Annotated in this window: 16 protein-coding genes, 2 pseudogenes and 1 riboswitch; of the genes and pseudogenes, 7 read left to right on the top strand and 11 right to left on the bottom strand. The window is 44.7% G+C overall.

What is annotated here, in order from left to right:
- Positions 1-6 precede the first annotated feature (6 nt).
- From HUE98_RS06355 to HUE98_RS06305, 11 genes are all read right to left on the bottom strand, one after another.
- The gene (locus tag HUE98_RS06355) at positions 7-3,156 is read right to left on the bottom strand and encodes a flagellar hook-length control protein FliK (protein WP_241423010.1); all 3,150 of its coding nucleotides are present in this window, start codon (positions 3,154-3,156) and stop codon (positions 7-9) included.
- Between the two features lie 74 nt (positions 3,157-3,230).
- Entirely contained in the window at positions 3,231-3,689 is a 459-nt protein-coding gene (fliJ, locus tag HUE98_RS06350) for a flagellar export protein FliJ (RefSeq protein WP_241423009.1), read from the bottom strand.
- On the bottom strand, positions 3,686-5,008 hold the full coding sequence (fliI, locus tag HUE98_RS06345; RefSeq protein WP_277623711.1) for a flagellar protein export ATPase FliI: 1,323 nt from the start codon (positions 5,006-5,008) through the stop codon (positions 3,686-3,688). Before fliI ends, fliJ begins: the two co-directional genes overlap by 4 nt.
- Positions 4,974-5,723, bottom strand: coding sequence for a FliH/SctL family protein (locus tag HUE98_RS06340; RefSeq protein WP_241423008.1), 750 nt, complete (start codon positions 5,721-5,723; stop codon positions 4,974-4,976). The genes fliI and HUE98_RS06340 overlap by 35 nt, the downstream gene beginning before the upstream one ends.
- Positions 5,716-6,726, bottom strand: a complete 1,011-nt coding sequence (gene fliG / locus HUE98_RS06335) for a flagellar motor switch protein FliG (RefSeq protein ID WP_320415666.1) — start codon at positions 6,724-6,726, stop codon at positions 5,716-5,718. Before fliG ends, HUE98_RS06340 begins: the two co-directional genes overlap by 8 nt.
- A gap of 7 nt (positions 6,727-6,733) precedes the next feature.
- Positions 6,734-8,305: a flagellar basal-body MS-ring/collar protein FliF gene (gene fliF, locus HUE98_RS06330; RefSeq protein ID WP_241423007.1), complete on the bottom strand. Its 1,572-nt coding sequence runs from the start codon at positions 8,303-8,305 to the stop codon at positions 6,734-6,736.
- Positions 8,306-8,378: 73 nt separating this feature from the next.
- Positions 8,379-8,462: riboswitch (cyclic di-GMP riboswitch) on the bottom strand.
- A 35-nt stretch (positions 8,463-8,497) separates the two neighbouring features.
- Complete coding sequence (fliE, locus tag HUE98_RS06325) at positions 8,498-8,794, bottom strand: flagellar hook-basal body complex protein FliE (RefSeq protein ID WP_241423006.1); 297 nt, start codon at positions 8,792-8,794, stop codon at positions 8,498-8,500.
- A 17-nt stretch (positions 8,795-8,811) separates the two neighbouring features.
- On the bottom strand, positions 8,812-9,228 hold the full coding sequence (gene flgC, locus HUE98_RS06320; RefSeq protein ID WP_241423516.1) for a flagellar basal body rod protein FlgC: 417 nt from the start codon (positions 9,226-9,228) through the stop codon (positions 8,812-8,814).
- A gap of 9 nt (positions 9,229-9,237) precedes the next feature.
- A complete protein-coding gene (gene flgB / locus HUE98_RS06315; RefSeq protein WP_241423005.1) occupies positions 9,238-9,654 on the bottom strand; it encodes a flagellar basal body rod protein FlgB in 417 nt (138 codons plus the stop codon).
- Positions 9,655-10,066: 412 nt separating this feature from the next.
- Positions 10,067-10,441 (bottom strand): flagellar export chaperone FliS, encoded by a 375-nt coding sequence (gene fliS / locus HUE98_RS06310; RefSeq protein ID WP_241423515.1) that lies wholly within the window; start codon positions 10,439-10,441, stop codon positions 10,067-10,069.
- Between the two features lie 35 nt (positions 10,442-10,476).
- Positions 10,477-10,863 (bottom strand): flagellar protein FlaG, encoded by a 387-nt coding sequence (locus HUE98_RS06305; RefSeq protein WP_241423004.1) that lies wholly within the window; start codon positions 10,861-10,863, stop codon positions 10,477-10,479.
- Between the two features lie 213 nt (positions 10,864-11,076).
- Between HUE98_RS06305 and fliD the strand changes: the two genes are divergently transcribed.
- From fliD to HUE98_RS17755, 7 genes and pseudogenes are all read left to right on the top strand, one after another.
- Positions 11,077-13,005 carry a flagellar filament capping protein FliD gene (fliD, locus tag HUE98_RS06300; protein WP_241423003.1) on the top strand — a complete coding sequence of 643 codons (1,929 nt, stop codon included), beginning with the start codon at positions 11,077-11,079 and terminating at the stop codon, positions 13,003-13,005.
- Between the two features lie 217 nt (positions 13,006-13,222).
- The gene (flgN, locus tag HUE98_RS06295) at positions 13,223-13,723 is read left to right on the top strand and encodes a flagellar export chaperone FlgN (RefSeq protein ID WP_241423002.1); all 501 of its coding nucleotides are present in this window, start codon (positions 13,223-13,225) and stop codon (positions 13,721-13,723) included.
- Positions 13,724-13,912: 189 nt separating this feature from the next.
- Positions 13,913-14,269 (top strand): annotated as a pseudogene (locus HUE98_RS17990) (flagellin N-terminal helical domain-containing protein); the annotation flags it as partial.
- 2,424 nt (positions 14,270-16,693) lie between these two features.
- Positions 16,694-16,996, top strand: a pseudogene (locus tag HUE98_RS17985) (flagellin); the annotation flags it as partial.
- 63 nt (positions 16,997-17,059) lie between these two features.
- Positions 17,060-17,224, top strand: coding sequence for a carbon storage regulator (locus HUE98_RS06280; RefSeq protein ID WP_241423001.1), 165 nt, complete (start codon positions 17,060-17,062; stop codon positions 17,222-17,224).
- Between the two features lie 237 nt (positions 17,225-17,461).
- Positions 17,462-17,632: a carbon storage regulator gene (locus HUE98_RS06275; RefSeq protein ID WP_241423000.1), complete on the top strand. Its 171-nt coding sequence runs from the start codon at positions 17,462-17,464 to the stop codon at positions 17,630-17,632.
- Positions 17,633-17,868: 236 nt separating this feature from the next.
- On the top strand, positions 17,869-22,110 hold the full coding sequence (locus HUE98_RS17755; protein WP_318036523.1) for a flagellin N-terminal helical domain-containing protein: 4,242 nt from the start codon (positions 17,869-17,871) through the stop codon (positions 22,108-22,110).
- Positions 22,111-22,263 lie beyond the last annotated feature (153 nt).

The raw sequence follows: 22,263 nt of genomic DNA, 5'->3' as shown, positions 1-22,263 counted from the left end.
CTTTCTTTAGACTAAAATGTTCAATCTTTCTGAACATTTTGCACTGCTTCCAGCTAAGGTCACTGCTTCTGCCGAAAGACTGTTATTACCTCTGCTTATAGAGTTCAGCATTTTTTCCCTCTTTAAAAACCGTGCCTGCCCTTTCCCTTCTTTTTCCTGGCCTTCACCGCCCATAAAAAAGGTAACATCACCCAGGTTAATATTTTGTTCTGACAAACGCTGTCGAAGCTGAGTAAGGTTTGCTTCCAATGCTTCTCTCACCAGTGGATTCTCTACAAAGATTCTACCAATAATAGAACCATCTTCCCTGCTCAGGTGGATAACTACCTCTCCCAGTGATTCCGGTTTAAGCCTTACTCTTATCTCACTATCCCCCTTACCTGTTAACCGGCTTACCTGAACTTCTTCCAAGATCGGAGTTATGATGCGGGAAAATAATTGTTCCGGCTCAAGTCCCCCGGCACTAATGCCCGCAGGCTCAAAAGCTAAAGACGTAAAGGATACGCTGCTGATAGTTTCTAAACTACCTTCCTTTTGAGAGTCAACAGGAACTACTTTGCCGCCTTTATCTGCAGTTTCTGGCCTTACTATCTTTACTTCCAGGGATTTTAAAGGCTCCAATGTATCCAGCAGGTTTTTTAGATTTCCTTCTGAAACGGGATGATTCTGTTCCTGAATGGTCGCCGCCCTTTCCTCTCCTGAAAGTTCTGTCTTATCCTCGCCTAAGAGCTCTGTCTTTTGTTCTCCTGAGAGCTCCGCCTTATGTTCAAATAAGTTACTGACGGGCTCATCCTGTTGGTTGAATTCATTTGAAGCCTGAATCACAGGTGGAAATGCTTGTTCCAGCTTTATTACCTTTGCCTCTAAGGATTCTAGACGCTCTAACGGGCCTTGAGACTGTAAAGGATAAAGCAGGATTTTTAGATTTCCTTCTAAAACAGGACGGACCTGTTCCTGAACGGGCGCTGCTTTTCCCAATAGTTCTGTCTTTTCTTCTTCTAAGAGACCTACCTTTTCTAAAAGCTCTGTATTTCCTAAGAACTCTGCCTTTTGTTCTCCTGAAAGCTCTGACTTATCCTCAAATGAATTTCTGACGGGCTCATCCGGTGGGATGGATTCATTTAAGGCCTGTATCACAGGTGGAAATGCTTGTTCCAGCTTTAGTACCTTTGCTTCTATGGATTCCAGGCGCTCCAACGGATACTTGGGCTCTACCTTTTCCTCTAATGAATTTCTGACGGGCTCATCTTGTTGTTTGGATTCATTTGGGGCCTGTATCACCGGCGGAATTGCTTGTTCCAGCTTTAGTACCTTTGCTTCTATGGATTCCAGGCGCTCCAACGGATACTTGGGCTCTGCCTTTTCCTCTATTGAATTTCTGACGGGCTCATCTTGTTGTTTGGATTCCTTTGAGGCCTGTATCACAGGTTGAGCTGCTTGTTCCAGCTTTAGTACCTTTGCTTCTATGGATTCCAGGCGCTCCAACGGATACTTGGGCTCTACCTTTTCCTCTAATGAATTTCTGACGGGCTCATCTTGTTGTTTGGATTCCTTTGGGGCCTGTATCACAGGTTGAGCTGCTTGTTCCAGCTTTAGTACCTTTGCTTCTATGGATTCCAGGCGCTCCAACGGGTACTTGGGCTCTACCTTTTCCTCTAATGAATTTCTGACGGGCTCATCTTGTTGTTTGGATTCCTTTGGGGCCTGTATCACAGGTTGAGCTGCTTGTTCCAGCTTTAGTACCTTTGCTTCTATGGATTCCAGGCGCTCCAACGGGTACTTGGGCTCTACCTTTTCCTCTATTGAATTTCTGACGGGCTCATCTGGTTGTTTGGATTCATTTAGGGCCTGTATCACCGGCGGAATTGCTTGTTCCAGCGTTAGTACCTTTGCTTCTATGGATTCCAGGCGCTCCAACGGGTACTTGGGCTCTACCTTTTCCTCTATTGAATTTCTGACGGGCTCATCTGGTTGTTTGGATTCATTTGGGGCCTGTATCACCGGCGGAATTGCTTGTTCCAGCTTTAGTACCTTTGCTTCTATGGATTCCAGGCGCTCCAACGGGTACTTGGGCTCTACCTTTTCCTCTAATGAATTTCTGACGGGCTCATCTTGTTGTTTGGATTCATTTAGGGCCTGTATCACCGGTGGAATTGCTTGTTCCAGCGTTAGTACCTTTGCTTCTATGGATTCCAGGCGCTCCAACGGGTACTTGGGCTCTACCTTTTCCTCTAATGAATTTCTGACGGGCTCATCTTGTTGTTTGGATTCATTTAGGGCCTGTATCACCGGTGGAATTGCTTGTTCCAGCGTTAGTACCTTTGCTTCTATGGATTCCAGGCGCTCCAACGGGTACTTGGGCTCTACCTTTTCCTCTAATGAATTTCTGACGGGCTCATCTTGTTGTTTGGATTCATTTAGGGCCTGTATCACCGGTGGAATTGCTTGTTCCAGCGTTAGTACCTTTGCTTCTATGGATTCCAGGCGCTCCAACGGGTACTTGGGCTCTACCTTTTCCTCTAATGAATTTCTGACGGGCTCATCTTGTTGTTTGGATTCATTTAGGGCCTGTATCACCGGTGGAATTGCTTGTTCCAGCGTTAGTACCTTTGCTTCTATGGATTCCAGGCGCTCCAACGGGTACTTGGGCTCTACCTTTTCCTCTATTGAATTTCTGACGGGCTCATCTTGTTGTTTGGATTCATTTGGGGCCTGTATCACCGGTGGAATTGCTTGTTCCAGCGTTAGTAACTTTGCTTCTATGGATTCCAGGCGCTCCAACGGGTCCATCCGGTTTTTTGATAGATACTTACCCCTATCAGATGTATTTACCCGTTCTTTGCTATCAAGCAAAACTGCCTCAATATCAGAAGTATCCTTGTTTCTCAAAAGTTCCCGAACCATTACCGGCTTAAGATCAAGGTACTTTCCTAACTCTAATGTTCCAGCTGGCAACGGGGAGCTGACGGGTGTCCCTTCCTCTCCTGAACAGCTTCTCTCCTTTTCTTCCGATAGAGCCAGGGGCATAGGAATATTTGTCATCAGGCTGATTAATACCTGTCCAAAACCCTCATGAGATTCCCTACACTCTAAACCTTTAACTCTCTTTGAGGGCTGTTCCAAAGCCATGCCGGTGAAAAAAACAGCTGCGTCCACCAATTCACCTCCTCTCTTCAATTTTTATGCTGCAATTTCCCCTATTGGCACCACCTCCTTATCAGGTTACTCTTCTATTTCTCCTGTCTACATCGACGGTTGTAGATAGAAAGAGCAAACTCGTCACTTAACTTTTGTTCCTTTATATCCATATCCTTTAAAAAAAGATTATACTGCTTTTCCTCTAAGGTGCTGAGTATCTTTCTCTCCCGGGTTCTCTCTAAGATTTCACAGCGTTTATCCTCCAGGACTCCTTTTTTCTCCGATACCCGATGCTGCTGTTCACAAATACACACATCCAGATAGTCCATATAACGACAGCTGGTGATGGCCTCCTGAAGATCCAGCAGATTACCTTCTCCCTTCGCCGTTATGTTTACATTATTAAGTTCATCTTTTAAGGAGGAAAGCCGGCCCTCTTCATTCATCAGAATTATACGGGCCTCGGTTAAGCTCTTTTGTGCTTGTTTCACTTTCTCTTCCCGGTATTCCAATACTTTTTTCAGTCGAAATTCAAACCCCTGGCTCATCATTTTAACAACCCCTTAAGAAGCGACAAAGTCTGGTCGAAAGGCACTTCATCCCCTAACGTTTGACGTAGAAACTTGTTTATTTCCGGCACATATTTTCTGGCTTTATCTACTTTTGGATCGCTTCCATTCACATAAGCCCCAATGTTTATCAAATCTTCTGCCTCCCTATAAACTGCCAGCAGATCCTTTGTCTTTCCAGCCATTTCAAGATGCTCCTGAGCCGCAATATCCGGCATAAGACGGCTGATACTACCTAAAACATCAATGGCTGGAAAATGGTTTTTAGCAGCCAGGGAACGGGATAAGACAATATGTCCATCCAATATCCCCCGAACAGCATCAGTAATGGGCTCATTAAAGTCATCTCCCTCCACCAACACCGTATAAAAGGCTGTTATGGACCCTCCTTCTACCTTTCCAGCTCGTTCTAAAATCCTGGGGAGCATTGCAAAGACCGAGGGAGTATATCCTTTGGTGGCCGGAGGCTCACCAATAGCCAGCCCCACTTCCCTTTGAGCCATAGCCAGGCGGGTAACAGAATCCATCATCAACAGTACTTTTAATCCTTGGTCCCTGAAATACTCAGCCATAGTAGCTGCCACCATGGCCCCTTTTATCCGAACCAGAGCCGGCTGGTCAGAAGTGGCGGCTACAACCACGGAACGTTTTAGCCCTTCTTTTCCCAAATCCTTTTCTAAAAAATCCCCTACCTCCCGGCCCCGCTCACCGATAAGGCCTATAACATTGACATCAGCTTCGCTGTAACGAGCCATCATCCCCAACAGAGTGCTCTTCCCCACGCCACTGCCGGCAAAAATCCCCACCCGCTGACCTTCACCACAGGTTAATAGACTATCAATGGCCCTGACTCCGGTAGGGAGAATCTTTTCTATACGGCGTCGTTTTAAAGGGTTTATGGGATCAGCATCTACCGGACTCTGAACTAAATCAGTTGGCAGCCTTTCTTCCAACAAAGGCCGACCTAAACCGTCTAAGACTTTACCTAAAAGCTCAAACCCCACAGAAACAGCGAAAGTATTTCCCATGGGTAACACCGGGCTGCCGGGAGCAATCCCTTTTAAACCTCCCAGAGGCATAGCCAAGACAGTCTCGTCCTTAAAACCAACCACCTCTAAGGGGACAGATAAAGAACCATTGCACCGCACCTGGCATAACTCCCCCAAAGCAGCTTTTATACCTCTTATCTCTATGGTTAATCCAATCACCTGGCTTACTTTCCCCGCTCTCTTGAGAGTTGAGGTATTTTCTACCAGCCTAAAATATTTATCTAGATTCATCTCTCTGGACAAGATAGGCATTGTCTGCCTCCTTTAAAAGAGCTTCTTTTAGAGCTTTAAAACGCTCATCAAGGAAGGACTCTACTAAGCTGTCCTGAGTAAAAACCCGACAGCTTCCCTGGGGCACATTTTCATCCTGAAGTAGCTTGAACTTCGCTCCTTCCGATATAATATCTTGAAAAAAATCCTTATATTTAGAACAAGTTTTTAGATCATTAGGGTTCACCTTGACCATGATACTTTCCTCCCCGACTACTAAAGCAAGAGCTTCCGCCACTATATCCACAACAAAATTCTTTTCCGTCTCCAATTTTTTATGTATTAAAGCTTCCGCTATCTTCAGGGCCAGTTCCACCACCTGGGATTCCGCTGCTTGAAGCACCATCTCTCTTAACTTAACCGTTTGGGTCAAAACATCCCTGGCATCTTTTAAAATTTTCTCTTCTTTCCTTTGGACAGCCGCCATGCCTTCTGCTTGTCCCGTTTCTAAACCTTTTTTGTATGCAGCTTCCTGTAAAGACTTGGCTTCGCTTTCTGCTTTATTAATTATAGCTTTAACTTCCTGCCGTGCTTCTTCTAGAAGCTGAAAAGACATATTGTCAGGAGAAGGGGCCCCATTCTCCCCTTCATCTTTTTCCTGGCCCGAAGGCTCCACGGGTTTTTCTATCTCTTTTTCCTTTTTTAAGGGTATCTGACATACTCCTGACTCCCTGGGAGCTTTAATTACTTTATTCAATAACTACATCCTCCCCACCCCGAGAAATAATAATTTCCCTGGATTCGTCCAGACGTCTGATAACAGCCACAATCCGCTGTTGAGCTTCTTCCACTTCCCGCAGGCGAACAGGACCCATAAACTCAATATCTTCCTTGAGCATTTCTGCTCCACGTTTGGAAATGTTTTTGAAAATACGAACGCTGACATCTTCGTTCACACCTTTAAGGGCCAGTGCCAGATCTTTGGTATCCACTTCCCGGATAACCCGTTGGATGGAGGAATCATCAAGCCCCACTATATCCTCAAAAACAAACATGCGCTTGCGAATCTCATCAACCAGCTCTGCATTCTGCATTTCCAGTTCTTCTAAAATCAGTTTTTCTGTAGAGCGGTCTACCTGATTTAAAATATCTACCAGAGATGGGATGCCCCCCGCCAAAGTATAATCCTGACCTACCAGGGCAGAAAGACGGGTCTCCAATACATTCTCCACTTCCTTTAAAATCTCTGGGGAGGTTCTTTCCATAACAGCAATACGACGAGCAATGTCAGGCTGCATATCAGAAGGTAATACGGAAAGAACCACAGCTGCCTGTTCTGAGTTTAAATAGGACATAATTAAAGCAATCGTCTGAGGATGTTCACTCCCAATGATATTAGCCAGCTGCCTGGGGTCAGCCTTCCTCACAAAGTCAAAAGGCTTAATCTGAGAATTTTCCTGAAGTTTTTTAATTATTATATTAGCCTTTTGGGTACCTAAAGTTTTTTCTAAAATTTCTCTGGCATAGGTTATTCCGCCATCTAACATATACTGACGGGCTTCTGAAAGGAGAGAAAATTCATCCACCACAAGGCTTATGGTATCTGCAGACACTGAAGTAGTATTAGCTATCTCCATGGTTATGCGTTCAATCTCAGTTTCCGTAAAACCTTTCAAAATTTTAGATGACAAATCAGGCCCAAGAGACATTAATAAAACAGCTACTTTCTCTATCCCCTTAAGCTCGCTCTCCCGTTTCAAAGAAAAATCACCCCTTGTCTTCCGCCATCCAAGTCCTTAGCAGTGAAACCACACCCTCCGGCTGTTTTGCTACATATTCTTTTAGGCGACGCTGTTTTTTTGCTTCTTCTGATAGCTCCGGCATTTTAAGTTCGGGCTCATCTTCTTCCTCTTCTTGCACTTCCCCCTGAGCAGCTGCCATTTGACTGTACATGGCCTTATCCTGAATAATTTCAAAGGATTTTCGAACAACTATTATAATTAACACAAAGAGCAGTATTAATCCTAACGCAATTAGCCCATATTGAATATAGACATTGCGGCGTTCTAACTGAGCCGCTTCTTCCATAGCAATAATAGTCTCTTCTAAGTGAGTGGTATCAAAGTTTATGGAGGCTACACTAATTTGATCTCTCTCCTCAACCATCCCGAGAGCAGTGGCCACCAGATCTTCAATGTCCTCCATCTGCCGGGGAGACAACGTCCCCCGCTGATTATCATATATAATCGAGGCAGAAATGCTCCGAACCTCTCCAGGGGCTTTAACAGTATGAGTAACAACCTCCGATACCTCAAAGTTTTCTATCTCTTCATAATGGGTATAATAGCTTTCCCCAGCTCCTACCTCTCCAAAGGGATAACCCGGGATATTAGATTCCACACCGGCGATTCCTCCCGGAACCATGCCCGTTCCCTCGTACTCTTCTTCACTGGAGTGACGGCTTCTAATGACCGGTTCCCCATATATAATCTCTGTTACTTCCTCTGAGTTAAAATCCAAGTCTGCCGTTACCATGGCCACCACGGTTCCCGCGCCCAGGACCCGCTCCAGCACACTCTGAACTCGATTTTCCATTTCCTTTTCAAAGGCTTTCTTTATCTCCATTTGACTTAAGGTAGCAGAGGCCAAACCTCCTCCAAAGGGTCCACCTTCCTCCTGTAAATGAGAAAGGATATGACCCTGGGTATCAATAACCGTTACATCCTCTGCCTTAAGTTTTTCCACACTGCCCGCTACTAAGTAAACAATACCGTTTACCTGATCTTGGCGAATGGTGCTTAGGGGATTTAATTTTAAAAATATTGAAGCTGTAGGAGCAGAGGTTTCCATTAAAAAAACACTGGGCTCCGGGAGGACCAAATGAACCCGGGCCATTTCTACCCCTTCAATTTGATTTATAGTGCGCTGCAGTTCCCCCTCCAGGGCCCGCTGATAATTAATATTCCGTTCTGCTTCTGTGGTGCCAAGCTTGGTTTGGTCAAAAAGCTCAAATCCAATACCCCCACTATAGAGGCCACCATCACTGCTTAAACGGATCCGCAGCTCGTCCACAGTATCCCGATGTACCAATATGGACCCTCCGGGAGCGACTTCATAAGGAACTGCCATCTCATCTAGACGGGCCAGTACTGAAGAGGAATTCTCGGGGCTAAGCCCCCGAAACAGAACCTCCATCTGAGGAGAGGAGAAATAGCTAATAAACAGAATGAGAGCTAAAGTCAGAGCCCCTAAAAAAACCAATATGCTTATTTTTTTATTCCTGCTCATGTTCTGCCATAGGGCCATATAGGAATTAATACTTTTTTGCTCTTCCTCCAAGAATCCACACCTCAATTCTGCCTTTGCCGCAAGTTCGAAATTTTACAATAAATAACTATTAAAAAAATCCTGTTTCGGCTGCCTGGCGGTCATAGCAAACTGCTTTAGACCCATAGCTTTGCGCATCAGCCTTTCGACTGAATTGCCACTTCGATCAGAATGAAAAACATTTACTATGGTTTTAAACCAGGCTTAAAACTGCATCCGTGACACTTCCTGGTAAGCCTCTATCAGTTTATTGCGAATCTGTACCGTCAACTGCAGGGCCATCTTAGCCTGCTCCGAGGCCAGCATAACCTCATGAACATCTTCAACTTCTCCAAGAACCATCCGGGCTGTTAAGTCATCTGCTTGTACCTGCAGGGAATTAACATCCTGCAGAGCCTGTTGGAGAACCTGTCCAAAGGATTTAGCGTTCTCCACCTGGTCATTTTTTTGAATCCTGGCTGCCGGTTCAGGCATCAACAAATTTATTGGATTTATCCTCATTTTACCTGTACCTCCTTCTAACCACGTCCAATTTCCAGAGCCTTTAAGAACATACTTTTATAGGCGTTAGTAGCTGTAACATTGGCCTCATAAGCCCTGGTGGCAGTAATCATATCCACCATCTCATTTATGACATTTACATTGGGCATGGCCACGTAACCTTCTTCATCTGCATCGGGATGAGTGGGATCATAGTTCAACCGGGGCGGGGTCTCATCCCGAGCAACACCAACTACCCGAACTCCAGCGCTTTTGGTGGGGGCACCATTTAAGGCCTGGGTAAGCGCTTCAGAAAAAATGGCCGACTGCCTTCTGTAAGGGCCTCCTTCAGCCGTCCTGGTAGTATTTATATTGGCCAGATTGTTGGCGATCAAATCCAGGCGAAAACGCTCCGCGGTCATTCCACTGGCACTAACACTCAAGGCATGAAACATCTTCACTTCTTACCGCCTCCCATCATTAATAACATACCGTAACATACCTAACTTTCCATCTATCGATTGAGACAGGGCATTATAGTAGAGCTGATTCATGGTTAGCTCTGCCATTTCCCGGTCCACATCCACGTTGTTGCCGTCACTTCGCATGCGGGTGGCAGTATCCTTCTCCACCCGAGGGTTAACGTCTTTTGTGTTAGAAGCACCGCCACCCATATGGCCGGGCCTGGTAACCGCCAACCCGGCACCCGCCTTTTTGTAAGCCTGTGCCAGGTGGTCTTGAAAAACCACTTGGGAACGCTTAAAATAAGGAGTATTAACATTGGCGATGTTGTTGGCAGACACCTTCTGACTTAGTGACGCTGCACCTAAACCTTTTTGCAGCAGGGTAAGCACATCCCCTGAAAAGATTGAGTTTGCCAAACTAAACCCTCCTTTATCCTTGTTGAAAGGGTTAAACTATTAGTAAAATATCTCAAGATGACATAATGTTTCCTATTTAAGGAATATTTCGTTGAAAATATACAAAATCCTGCATAATAATTAGAAAAGATAAGAAATATTTTTCTTTAAATACATACTTAATTTGCGGTATTGCAAATTATTTCTAAAATGCGACAAAAAAAGACAGTTTGGGGCTGTCTTTTTAGAGTAAATATTCAATTCTTACCGTCTATCTTTAGTGCTTACATTAAAGCGAAAGGCTGTTCACTTTGAAGTACACCCCTAAGCCATGGGGACGGTTCCATGGTCCAGGCCTTCGGGCCTCAGCTCTTGCCATGGTGACGCTGCAACCGTCCCCATGGCACCGCTTATCTGCCGGTTTTCGCTTTCGTTAATTATTATTAAGGATGGCCTCTTTCCAGGTATCCCTCAGGCTTTCCAGCATACCTTCCACTTCCGCCAGTATTTTATCATCTTTTTTAATATTGGCTTCTATTAAACGTTGATTCATATAATCATAAAGGGCATACAGGTTTTCCGCTATTTTCCCCTGCTCAAAGTTCAGAGAAGACATTAATTCAAAGATTATATCCTGAGCCCGGCCAATTTTATTGTTGACCTTTTCTATATTTTTCTCCTCTGCTGCTTTTCTGGCTTCCCTAATAAATTTTAGGGCACCATTATATAACATAAGCAAAAGCTTCCCAGGTGTAGACGTCTCCACCTGGTTGTGCTGATATTTCTGATATGGGTTAGCCAGCATGATATTTTCCTCCTTCATATTCTAAGAATTTTTTAAAATCACCTTTTCTCATCCAACATAAGACCGATCATCTCCTGAATCTGCCCAACTAAGTTAAGCACTTTTTCCGGAGGAATCTCTTTTATCACCTCGTCTTCTGCCAAATTCACCACCCTAACCATAACCCGTTGGGAGCTCTCGTGAATTTCAAAACGGAGGCTCAAGTTTACTGCCTCCGCAGTCTCATTGGCCTGTTTTACTGCACTTTCCAACCTTTCATTATAGTTTTGATTTTCCTCCCGGGGGGTATTTTTACCCCGTATGGTCTCCTGGCGATTCTTCATCTGGGTATCGGTAAATACTTCTCCGGAACTCTGTACCTGCAGCTTTTGTGTCTGATCCTTTATCTTATTTAAAGTCAAGGGATCGGTGCCGTCAATCTTCATCTGGATTCACCTCTTCCGATTTATTATAGCTCTTTTTTATTAATCGGGAAAAACTAATAAATCTTTAGCAATTTAAAGAAACTTTTAAACTATACTAAAAAATATGAGTAAACTCTAAAGTTTTCTCCCTTTAAAACGATTAAATATATGAGCAGGAATTATTTACCCGCTTATAACATGTTTTTAAAAAATCACCAAAGGGGTGCCAATCATATGAACAGCTTACGAATAGGCGGTATTGCCTCCGGTTTTGATACCAATCAAATTGTCAAAGATCTCATGAGAATAGAAAAAATGAAGATAGATAAATTCTACCAACAGCGGCAGCTGACAGAATGGCGAAAGACACAGTATCGAGAGGTCATTAACAGCATCCGCTCCTTCAAAGATACTTTCTTCGATGTACTAAGGCCAGAGACCAATCTCCTCTCCCCTACCTCCCTAAAAAAGATGCAGGCCTCCTCCAACAATTCAGAGATTGTTACAGCTGCTGCCAATGCCAACGCCAACGTAGGGGATATAGACTTTAAAGTAATTCAAAGCGCCTCAGCTGCCAGAGTAGAAGCAGCCGGGTTCTCTGCGGGACTAGAAAGCAGTGAGACCATTACAGAGCCCATTACCGTTATGGAGGGCAAAAATATTATCAAAGCCACTTTAAATAACACAACTGTTGAGATAACCCTTTCAGCAGGAGAATACGAAACCCTGGAGGATTTAACAACTGAGATCCAGGAACAATTGAACACAGCCTTTGGAGAAGACCGGGTTTCTGTAACAGATAACCAAGGACGGCTGAAATTTACAGCCACCTACGGGTCGGATACCTTTTCCCTAGCCTCCGACACCTACCATGCTGAAGAGGATATAGATAGTGAGGACATCCTGGCCCAGCTGAACATAAAAAGTGGAGCTAACAACCAAAAAATAACCCTAACAGATACTATGGAGAAAATAAGTGACCGCCTGGCCGGAGGCAGCTTTGAATTTGATGAAGAGGGCAGATCCTCCTTTTTAATAAACGGCCAGGAAATTACTTTTAATAAAACGGACACCTTTCAAAAAGTCATCAACAGGATAAATGACAGCAAAGCAGGAGTCCAGGCCTCCTACAGTTCCTACAGCGACACCTTCACATTAGTTTCCCGAACAACCGGGAATAGTCATATCACCACCGATAACGGAGGCAACTTCTTCTCCGCCTTTGGCATAGAATCAGTGGAGGGTAAAATTGGAGAAGCCGGAAGAAATGCTATCTTCGAAATTAACGGAACCTTAGATACCCATGTTAACAACACCTTTACCATTGAAGGGGTTACTTACACCATAAACAAAGAAATCAATCCGGGAGACGAACCGGAGACTGCCAAAATTTCCGTATCTTTAGATACCGAGGCCACCTTTCAGGTGATTGAAAAGTTCGTCAACGACTATAATACCCTGATTGATGAAATAAACGGAAAGCTAAAAGAAGAAAGCTTCCGAGATTTTCAACCCTTGACCGATGAACAAAAAGAAGCCATGAGTGACAAAGAAATCGAAATATGGGAAGAAAAAGCCCAAAGCGGCCTCCTCAGGAGAGACTCCACCCTGACAAATATGCTCTTTAGTATGCGTCAGGCCCTCTACGATACCGTAGGAGACCTCCACTTAACGGAAATGGGCATCCAAACCAGCAGCAACTATCAAGATAACGGAAAGCTGGTCTTAAAAGACGGAGGCAGTGCCCTGCGCATGGCCATCGAGAACAACCCCGACCGGGTAATGGATGTCTTTTCCCGCAGGTCTGATATCAGCTACAGTCCCAATATGACTCAGGAAAATCGGTCCCAGCGTTATAGTGAATCAGGCCTGGCCCACCGTTTAAGCGATATTATAAATGACAATATCCGCACCATCCGAGACAACAGCGGCCGCAAAGGCTTTCTGTTAGAAAAAGCTGGCATCGAGGGAGATACTACCCAGTTTAACAATTTCCTGGATAGAAATATCACCAATATTGATAAGCGGATTATTCGTATGGAGGAAATCCTTTTTAAGCGGGAAGAACAGTATTACCGTCAGTTTATGGCCATGGAAAAAGCCCTGCAGCAGCTTTACTCCCAAGGGGATTGGCTGATGATGCAGCTGGATCAAGGAAGGTAGGCAACCATATGCAGGAGTGAACTCGTTTCAGCAAGCTTTAAAATCGGGAAATCAGGTGGATACTCTACTCCACCTGATTCTAAGCCCCACCTACGCTAACGCTTAGAGGTGGGGGTCTTATACCCTAAAAAAAAGAGATAAAAGATGTGTGCAGTTCTTTATAATGACAGTCTCCTGCCTGAAAACAAATATGAATCATCATATTGGAGGTTTTTAAATGGTACAAGAACTTATAGTTAAACTGACAGAGGAATACGAAAAACAGATAAAACTGTATCAATCCATGCAAGAGGCAGCTAAAGTACAAATGATATTATGCACCGAAGCAGATTTTAAAGAAGAAGGCAATATTAAAAAATTAACCCGGCTTCTCTTTAAAAAGCAGGAACAGATGGAAAAAATTGAAGAAAGCCAGAGCAAAACCAATACTATCAAAGATTCTCTACAAAAAGAACTGGGAGTTAGTGAGATTAACGGCCCAACCCTTGCCAGCCTTTACCCCCATCCGGAAACGGAAAAGCTTCAGAAAATACTTGCAAGGCTCAACTCCCTTCTTACGAAAATTACAGCGCTTGACACCACCAGCCAAAAAGCCCTGCAGGATAAACTGTGCCTGGTCAAAGATGATCTGCAGAAAATCCAAAAAGGCAAACAAGCAAAAAAAGCTTATAAACCGGTCAAAAAACAACCGGAGGGTTTTTTCTTCGATCAAAAATAGCTCTGCTCTCTCCTGTTTATCCTTACCTGTAAAAATATATATACTATTAATATAAAGAATTATCCATACCTGTCGATATAGTAAATATGGGCAAAACATCTTCCCTCTAATATGTCAACAAAGCGAAGATGTTTTATCAAATAACGTCCCCAAAGGACTGGGGATGATAAATTCAAGGAGGAATGTTTTATGCGTATTAATACAAATATCAGTGCGTTGAATGCTCACAGGCAGTTGGCCATGAACCAGTCCCAAAGCGCAAAATCTTTAGAAAGGTTATCCTCCGGATACCGCATCAACCGGGCCAAGGATGACGCAGCGGGCCTGGCCATCTCAGAAAAAATGAGATCACAAATTAAAGGATTAAACCAGGCATCCAGGAATGCCCAGGATGGCATCTCTATGATTCAGACCGCCGAAGGTGCCTTACAGGAGGTGCACACCGTCCTGCAAAGGATGAGGGAACTGGCTGTCCAGGCCGCTAACGGCACCCTGGACACTACTGACCGACAGGCTATACAAAACGAAATTAACCAGCTCAGTGCTGAAGTTAATCGCATTGGCAACACTACCGAGTTTAATGCTATGAAATTGTTGGATGGGGGAAAACCTACAGCCCTCCATTTTACGGAGTTTGGGCAGGAGGTTTTGTCCGGTGGAGCCAATGTGATGATGCACAATATGGAAGCAGCTGTAACCAGTATGGGTAGTGATGCGAAAGCGGCAGTACTGTCAGGTAATGATATCAGCAGCATTTTTTCTAATAACTATACAGATGAACCGGCAGTCATTGAAGGTTTAGATAATATAGACGGCCTATTTAATACAAATTTTTCAGATGGAGCCGGAAAAGCATCATTTATTTCTCAAGATATAAGTGCCTTATTTGGAACTGACGTAGATGTTGGCACTGTTTTGATTAACACTGAAACAGTTACTTTTAACGCAGTAAATGCACTAGACGGTAGTGTGGATCCATTTGATATTGATGATTTTGTAAGTGCCCTTCAGACTGACCTGGATACAGTCTTTGGTGAAGGATACTTTGTAGTAGAAGGAAATGATGCAGACACTTATATAATAACTACTGCAGGCTCAGGAGCTAACGCACAAATTAATATTACCGCCAATGCTGATTCTGAAGACCTGGGATTGACAGCCGGGGCCGCCTCACCGGGTGATGATCGTATTGAGACAGGCACAGGCGCCAACGCTCTAGATGCCCTAATTGTGAATGATAAAGCCGTAGCATTAGATCACATAAACGCCTTAGATGGTTCAGTAACCCCTTTAGAAATTGGTGATTTTGTGGAAGCCCTACAAAATGACTTAGATGCAGTGTTTACCTCAGGAGATTTCATAGTAGGTAATGACGGAGATAAATTAACCATTACATCGAAAGAAAAAGGTCTGACTGCAGAGATAACCATTACCGGAAACTCTGCATCTGATACTTTAAAGTTAACACCTGACGCCTCCTCTGATAATTTTATGCACGGTATGGACAACGGTCTTACTGATATTATTTTTAATGGACAAGCGGTAGCATTAACAAATTTCAATCAATTAGACGGAACAGAAACTCCCTTTAATATTGAAGCAGTCGTAACTGCACTGCAGGCAGACATAGATGCAGTATTTGATGGCACAGCCCACGATGGGGCTGCTTTCACTATTGGCAGTGATGGGGACCAATTGACCATCACTTCACTTCAGACAAATGAAACAGCAGAAATAGTAATCACCGCCAATGATGCCACGGCTATATTGGGATTAACAGCTGATGACTTAACAGACAGAACCGAAAATGGAGCAAATGCTCAAACTGCCTCAGGCACACTCACCTTTTCCGACGTTCCAGATCAGGGCTCGGTTCTCCTTGTGGGTGACGTAACTGTTGGTTTTTGGGATAGTGATAACGATATGTTTGAAGATGCTCAAACGGCAAAAACAGCATTAGAAGTAGACCACCTGCTGGATATTCAAGATTTAAATGACGCTGATGCAGCCGCTTCAGCAATTGCAGACCTAAATGATGCTATAGCCGGTTGGACTGTTGAGGTAGATGGAGGCAGCTCCAATCAAATCAATGTCACCGCTTTAAATGCGGAAGAAAAAACCGGCCAGTTTATCGGTATAGGCAGTCAGGCAGGCATATCTATTCCTGACTTTAATGGTACGGGTGAATCTTTAAGCCTTACTTTAAAAGGTGCATTTCACGGTTATGATGTTATTTTTTCTCAAGGGACTGATGACGTAACCCTCAGCCATACCGATAAAACAATTACCATAACCACTGACCTGGAAACTGCTGATGCAGAATCTATGGTAAATTTAATGGAAGGAACCCTGGGGGAAGACACCGTAACGCTTGAGTATGAGGGAGATTTCACCGGGGCTATTTTGGACGGTGAAAGGTTCACCTTAAATGCTGACATACCCGAAGCACTCTCCGCATGGGGCACAATGACCTTCACCGGCGTTCCTCTGGAAGGAGCCACCCTGACCCTGGGAGAAGAGGTTGTTGGCTTCTGGAACAGTGCCGGCGGACAATATGCTGATGCTGATGAAGCCATGGAAACACTGGGTGCTAACCACTTAATCGACGTCAGTGCCCTGGAAACCGCTGAAGAAGCAGCTGATGCTTTTACCGGCCTTAACCTGGCCGGCTTTGCCAGCATGACTGCCAATGGGGCAGAAATAACCATTACAGCCGAAGCAGGCTTTGCCGGCAGCTCTATTGTGACTGAAGCAGACGGATCTGCCGTCACCGGATTTGACTGCGGCTTACAGATTGGTGCCAGCCACGCTCAGGGTTTTACCATCAAGATTGGTGATATGCGTTCACAGGCCCTCACTATTACCGGAGCCGCAGGGGAAACCATACTATCACAAGATGGCACAGCAGCAGCATCGTATACAGAGAGCAATGTGGTAAGTGACGGGGTATCGGAAATAGTGTCTGAAGCAGCGCTAGATATCTCAACCTATGAAAAAGCATCTGCAGCCATAACCATTTTCAATGATGCCATTAATCTAGTTTCTGCTGAAAGGTCTAAGCTGGGGGCTTTTCAAAACCGGTTGGAACACACCATCAGCAACCTGGGAGCATCATCGGAAAATCTGTCTGCTGCCGAATCCCGTATTAGAGACATAGATATGGCCGCTGAAATGATGGAATTCACCAAGAACAACATACTCAACCAGGCCGCCACCGCCATGTTAGCCCAGGCCAACGCAGCGCCTCAAACAGTATTACAACTTCTTGGATAATATTTAGAAAAGATCCCACTAATTGCTTTAGAAACATTAATCCAAATTCAAGGAGGAAAAAACATGCTGGTTATAGGTAGAAAACCAGGGCAGTACATTGTAATTAACAATTCCATCACCATTAAAGTGGTGAAAACTGATAAAGGTGAAATACGGTTAGCAGTAAATGCACCAGAGGATATAAAGGTATTAAGAGGCGAAATATATACAAAAACAGCTTCTGATTAATCTAAACAAAGGGTTATAAAAAAAAGAGATAAATCTAAAAAATTATTATAAACAGGTATACAGTTTTTATATCAACTGCCGATAGTTATAAATAAGGAATAAAATATCAAAATCAAATAGGTATTAAAACCATGGACGATTCGCATACCCAATCTTTTCCTGCAGGAGGCAGGAGGGATTGGAGATGAAGTCGTCTTTTTGTTTTTTAACTGAAAACTTCTCAAAGGAGGGATGATCATGCTGGTTCTTGGTAGAAAACCCGGAGAATATATCATGTTAGGGGATTCAATAAAGGTCAAAGTGGTTAAAAGTGAAAAGGGAGATTTAAGACTGGCAATCGATGCACCCAGGCATATACCTATAGTTAGAGGTGAGGTGTACGAAACCAACAAAAGTAAGGCTATCTAAGTCAAGTTAACAAAAAGCCAATAATTTAATATCTTTGGTTTCAGGGACGAGTTAATTTTAATTTTACAGACCGGTAGGACGCCGGCTTTAAAACATAATATTGCTCGTCTTTTTGTTTTTTTAAAAAGGAGTAACCTATTATTGTTAATAAGCCTGATGGCCACAGGCTTGTTATAGAAGTAAGTTGTGAAAATGGAAGTTCACAACAGAATCAAAAATACAAGGAGGTAATATTAATGAGGATTAACACAAACATCAGTGCCATGAACGCCCACAGGCAGTTGGGTGCCAATCAGGCGAACAGCTCAAAGTCAATGGAACGGTTATCATCGGGTATGAGAATTAACAGAGCCGGTGATGATGCCGCAGGCCTGGCGATTTCAGAGAAGATGCGGGGGCAGATTAGGGGTTTGAGGCAGGCTTCAGCAAATGCTCAGGATGCAATTTCTCTTATTCAGACGGCTGAGGGTGCGCTGAACGAGACCCACAACATCCTACAGCGGATGCGGGAACTGGCAACCCAGGCAGCGTCTGATACAAATGTAGGCGTTGACCGGGAGGAGATTCAAAAAGAGCTTAACCAGTTAACTTCCGAGATTAACCGGATTGGGAACACTACAGAGTTTAACACCATGAAACTGTTGGATGGTGGGACAGGATCGGTGGGCAATATCCGCTACAGCATAGATACTAAAGGTGTCGCGGGTCAAGAGGCTGTCGGTGAAGTCAGTGATGTAAACATACAGACAGCCAGCAGGGCGTTGGGGACTGGTGCTGCCAGTGATATTGATTTAGTCCGGGAAAGCACGGCAGGTGTTGCTGGCGTAGACCGCATTGACAACTTCGATGAGCAAACAGAGAGCATTACGGCTGGAACTGGTGCTGCTAGTACCATCACTAAGAACAACGACAGTGTTCAAGGTGCTATTGCTGTTGGAGTGATTAACGGTCCCGTAGAAACACAAGCAAGTATCGTTGCAGGTACCGTTGAGACAGGCAACTTCCAGGTGGTTACCAACAGTGTAAAGGCTGCTAATGCTGGTACAGTTGGTGAGTTTGATATCGTTCAAGAGAGTATTCTTCAAGGAACATATGAAGCGCAACGAAGTCAAATTGCAACAGGTAATGGTATTGACACTTATGACACCTTTGCTCTTGAGATCACCTCGAACTTTACAGCGGGTGATTCGGTAGACATATTTGGAACAACATTTACTGCGGTAACTGCTGGAGCGGGCGCAAATGAATTCGTAATAGGTAGTACGATAGAGGAAACAAGAGACAATTTATACGCTGCCATTGATGCAGGTGGCGATACATTTGTGAGTGCCGATGGAGCTGGTCAAACATATGACTTGTCTATCTCAGATCCAAGTTTTGCTGGTGGCGGTTATGCAGATAACAACTTAATTGTGTTTACGAATCAAGCGACTGCAACGAGCGCAGCTGATATAACAGAGTTTACAACTACTGATAATGATACTCAAGTTGGCGCGCTGGAAGGTGAATACCGTTTTGAGATCGCAACAGATTTTGAGGTAGGCCAGACAGTAACGATTAATGGCTACGATTTTACCGCAGTAGCTGTTGGTGAAGGTAATACGGCTACTACCTTTGAGATTGGAACCGATGTAACCGAAGCTGCAGACAATTTACGATTGGCTATTATCGCGGCACAGGGAGACGGTGGTGCAGGTGCCGCAGCGTTAGGGCATTTCGACGCACCGACGGTTGGCACCGGGATCTACGCTGATACCATCACGCTAACAGAATCAGCAGCTACAGGTACAGATTTGGCTGCACCTACTGTAGGTAATGTAACAGAAGTTCAGGGTGTCTACACCTTCGAGATAACAGAAAACTTCTCGGTGGGAGATAAGGTCACTGTGGCTGGTCAAGAATTTATCGCCGTGGCAGATGGAGCAGTTGTTGATGCAGCTCGTGACTTTGTCGTTGGTGGTAATATTGCTGAAACTGCAACGAATTTAGCTGCAGCCATGGACAATAATGGTTTTGATGGCCGATTTGAAGTAGCAAGAATTGCAGACCAATGGGGTAACAACAACACCATTGAACTTACTGAAGCAGCTACTGAAGCAACCGGTACTGACCTGGCCGGAGGTGATGTCGTTGATACTCAAGTGGCAGAACAAGTAGGTATTTATGATATGCTGCTCAGCACCAATTTTGTAGCTGGGGAAACGATTGAAATTGCTGGAGAAACCTTTACTGCCGTAGCATCTGGTGCAACTGCGGCCGACGGAGAGTTTGAGGTGGGCGGCGATGTCAATGTTACCGCTACAAATCTAAAAGCTGCCCTAGACGTAGTGTTGGCCGATCGTTATATTGTTGATAGAACAGATAATCTCTTGACATTCACAGAGGTTGCCACCACTGCTACCGGTACGGAGATTGACTTGGGCGCAACTGCTGGTGTTGGTGCAAAACAAGGGAGCTATGAGTTCTCTCTCTCAGCCAATTTTGCTGAAGGGGATACCATCACAATCGGTACCGAAACCTTTACTGCCAAGGAGTCAGATGCTAATTTGGCTGCGGGTGAGTTTAACATTGGCTCTGATGTCAATGCCACAACCCAGAACTTGCTTGATGCAATCCAAGCAAATGATACTTTGAACGATCGGTTTACGTCAACAAAAGTGGATACACAAGTAGACCCGTTGACTGTAGAGAGCAAGATAACTCTTGTTGAGAAGGGCGGTCAAGAAGCGGGAACAGACCTGACAGATCCCGCTGTCGTTCAAAGATCGGCTGAAAACGGCGTGTATACCTTTGATGTAGTGAGCAACTTTGAAGCTGGCGATACTCTGACCATCAACGGGGAGGTGTTCACCGCTGTTGCCAGTGTAGAAGCTGGCAAAGAAGGAGAGCAATTCGAAGTCGGTGCTGATGCTGCAACAACAGCTGCAAACATTAAAGCGGCCATTGAAGCAAATGCTGCATTGAACGCTGCCTATACTGTGGTGCAGTCAGGAGACTCCATCGGATTGACGGAACAAACCGCAACAGGCCAAGCTGCTGCAGTATCATTCACCAGTGGTGTAACAGAAATAACAGGCCGGTATGAGTTCAGCCTTGAATCAAACTTTGCTGTTGGTGATACAATCCAGATTGGTGGCGAAACCTTTACGGCAGTAGACGCTGATGGTAAGGACGCTGATGGTATTGCTGTGGCAAATGGTGGGTTCCAGGTTGGTCAGGATATTAATGAAACAACCGAAAACCTGGCTGCAGCCATCGCTGCTGACGCTACTCTTGGAGACCGCTTCGTTGTTACTGTCAAATCGGAGCAGGTGGACGCATTTACCGTTGAAAAGTCGATCTATCTCGAAGAGGATGCCACCAAGGCTACCGGCGTGGATCTAACAGACCCCGCTGTTGTTAACATTTCTGCTATAGAAGGTGTATATAGCTTTGATGTAGATACCAACTTTGCGGTCGGTGATCGAGTTAACATTGATGGGGAAATATTCCTGGCTGTTGCAGCAGGTGAAGGTAATACAGCCTCCACGTTTGAGGTTGGCGAAGACACTACAGCTACAGCTACCAATTTGGGAGCAGCCATCTCCGCTAATGCTGCTCTTGGCGGCGCCTACGATGTACTCACCAACGGGAATTCTATTGCCTTGACAGAGAGTACAGCAACTGGTGAGAATCTCGGTGACCCACAAGTCATTAATGGAGTAGGAACGGCTGGAGAATACAAATTCCAAATGAGCGCTCTGGGAGAAGGTTCAAAGGTAACCATCGACGGAGAACAAGTAACCCTGGCCAGTGGTGGAACCGAAGCTGAAGCTGCTTCCGCTCTGAAAACTGCCATAGAAGGCAATTCAACCCTGGACGCAAAATACACCGTTAATGTATCTAACTCTGAAGTAACTTTAACTCAGAAAGAAGGCCAGGAAACTGCTACCGCTCCGACTCTATCCTTTCAAACACTGGCTGGCTCTGGTTTTAGAAACTCCATGCAGATTGGTGCCAATACAGGACAGAGCATGGCTATCGACGTAAATGACATGCGTTCCGGTGCCCTGGGTGTAGCTTCCCAGACTGGTACAGCCGGACAGACAGTAACGGTGGAAGGTAAAGAATTTGTTGTCAACTGGACCGAAGGCGTATCGGTAACTAACGGTACCGACGATATCCAGATTGAGTATGCTCTGGATGTCTCCAACCATGACAATGCTACTGCAGCCGTTCGAGTTATCAACGATGCTATTGAACAGGTTTCTGCTGAGCGATCCAAGATGGGTGCTTTCCAGAACAGGTTAGAACACACCATCAGCAACCTGGGAACATCTGCTGAAAACATGCAGGCTGCTGAATCCCGGATTAGAGACCTGGATATGGCTGCTGAGATGATGGACTTCACCAAGAACAATATCCTGCAGCAGGCTGCTACAGCTATGCTGGCTCAAGCCAATATGGCTCCCCAAGCTGTATTACAGCTTCTTGGATAGTTTATTCCTTAAGAGACCCTGGAATGTTTCCAGGGTCTCTTTTCTTTCTTAACGACGGAGATTCTTCCAGACAAGCTTCCAGAATCTCCCCAAAGGGGTCCCCCATAACTTTACAGCACTAAAGTGATACCATTATTCTAACTAAATTCTATT

The organism is Candidatus Contubernalis alkalaceticus, from assembly GCF_022558445.1.
GTDB classification, from domain to species: Bacteria; Bacillota; Dethiobacteria; order SKNC01; family SKNC01; genus Contubernalis; species Contubernalis alkaliaceticus.
The sequence above is the reverse complement of the archived record's forward strand: the minus strand, read 5'-3'. Positions and strand labels throughout refer to the sequence as shown.

Excerpts from the sequence above, each read along its gene's own strand:
- fliJ (WP_241423009.1), bottom strand. The coding sequence starts at position 3,689 with ATGATGAGCCAGGGGTTTGAATTTCGACTGAAAAAAGTATTGGAATAC.
- fliI (WP_277623711.1), bottom strand. The coding sequence starts at position 5,008 with ATGCCTATCTTGTCCAGAGAGATGAATCTAGATAAATATTTTAGGCTG.
- fliE (WP_241423006.1), bottom strand. The coding sequence starts at position 8,794 with ATGAGGATAAATCCAATAAATTTGTTGATGCCTGAACCGGCAGCCAGG.
- flgC (WP_241423516.1), bottom strand. The coding sequence starts at position 9,228 with ATGTTTCATGCCTTGAGTGTTAGTGCCAGTGGAATGACCGCGGAGCGT.
- HUE98_RS06305 (WP_241423004.1), bottom strand. The coding sequence starts at position 10,863 with ATGAAGATTGACGGCACCGATCCCTTGACTTTAAATAAGATAAAGGAT.
- fliD (WP_241423003.1), top strand. The coding sequence starts at position 11,077 with ATGAACAGCTTACGAATAGGCGGTATTGCCTCCGGTTTTGATACCAAT.
- flgN (WP_241423002.1), top strand. The coding sequence starts at position 13,223 with ATGGTACAAGAACTTATAGTTAAACTGACAGAGGAATACGAAAAACAG.
- HUE98_RS06280 (WP_241423001.1), top strand. The coding sequence starts at position 17,060 with ATGCTGGTTATAGGTAGAAAACCAGGGCAGTACATTGTAATTAACAAT.
- HUE98_RS06275 (WP_241423000.1), top strand. The coding sequence starts at position 17,462 with ATGCTGGTTCTTGGTAGAAAACCCGGAGAATATATCATGTTAGGGGAT.
- HUE98_RS17755 (WP_318036523.1), top strand. The coding sequence starts at position 17,869 with ATGAGGATTAACACAAACATCAGTGCCATGAACGCCCACAGGCAGTTG.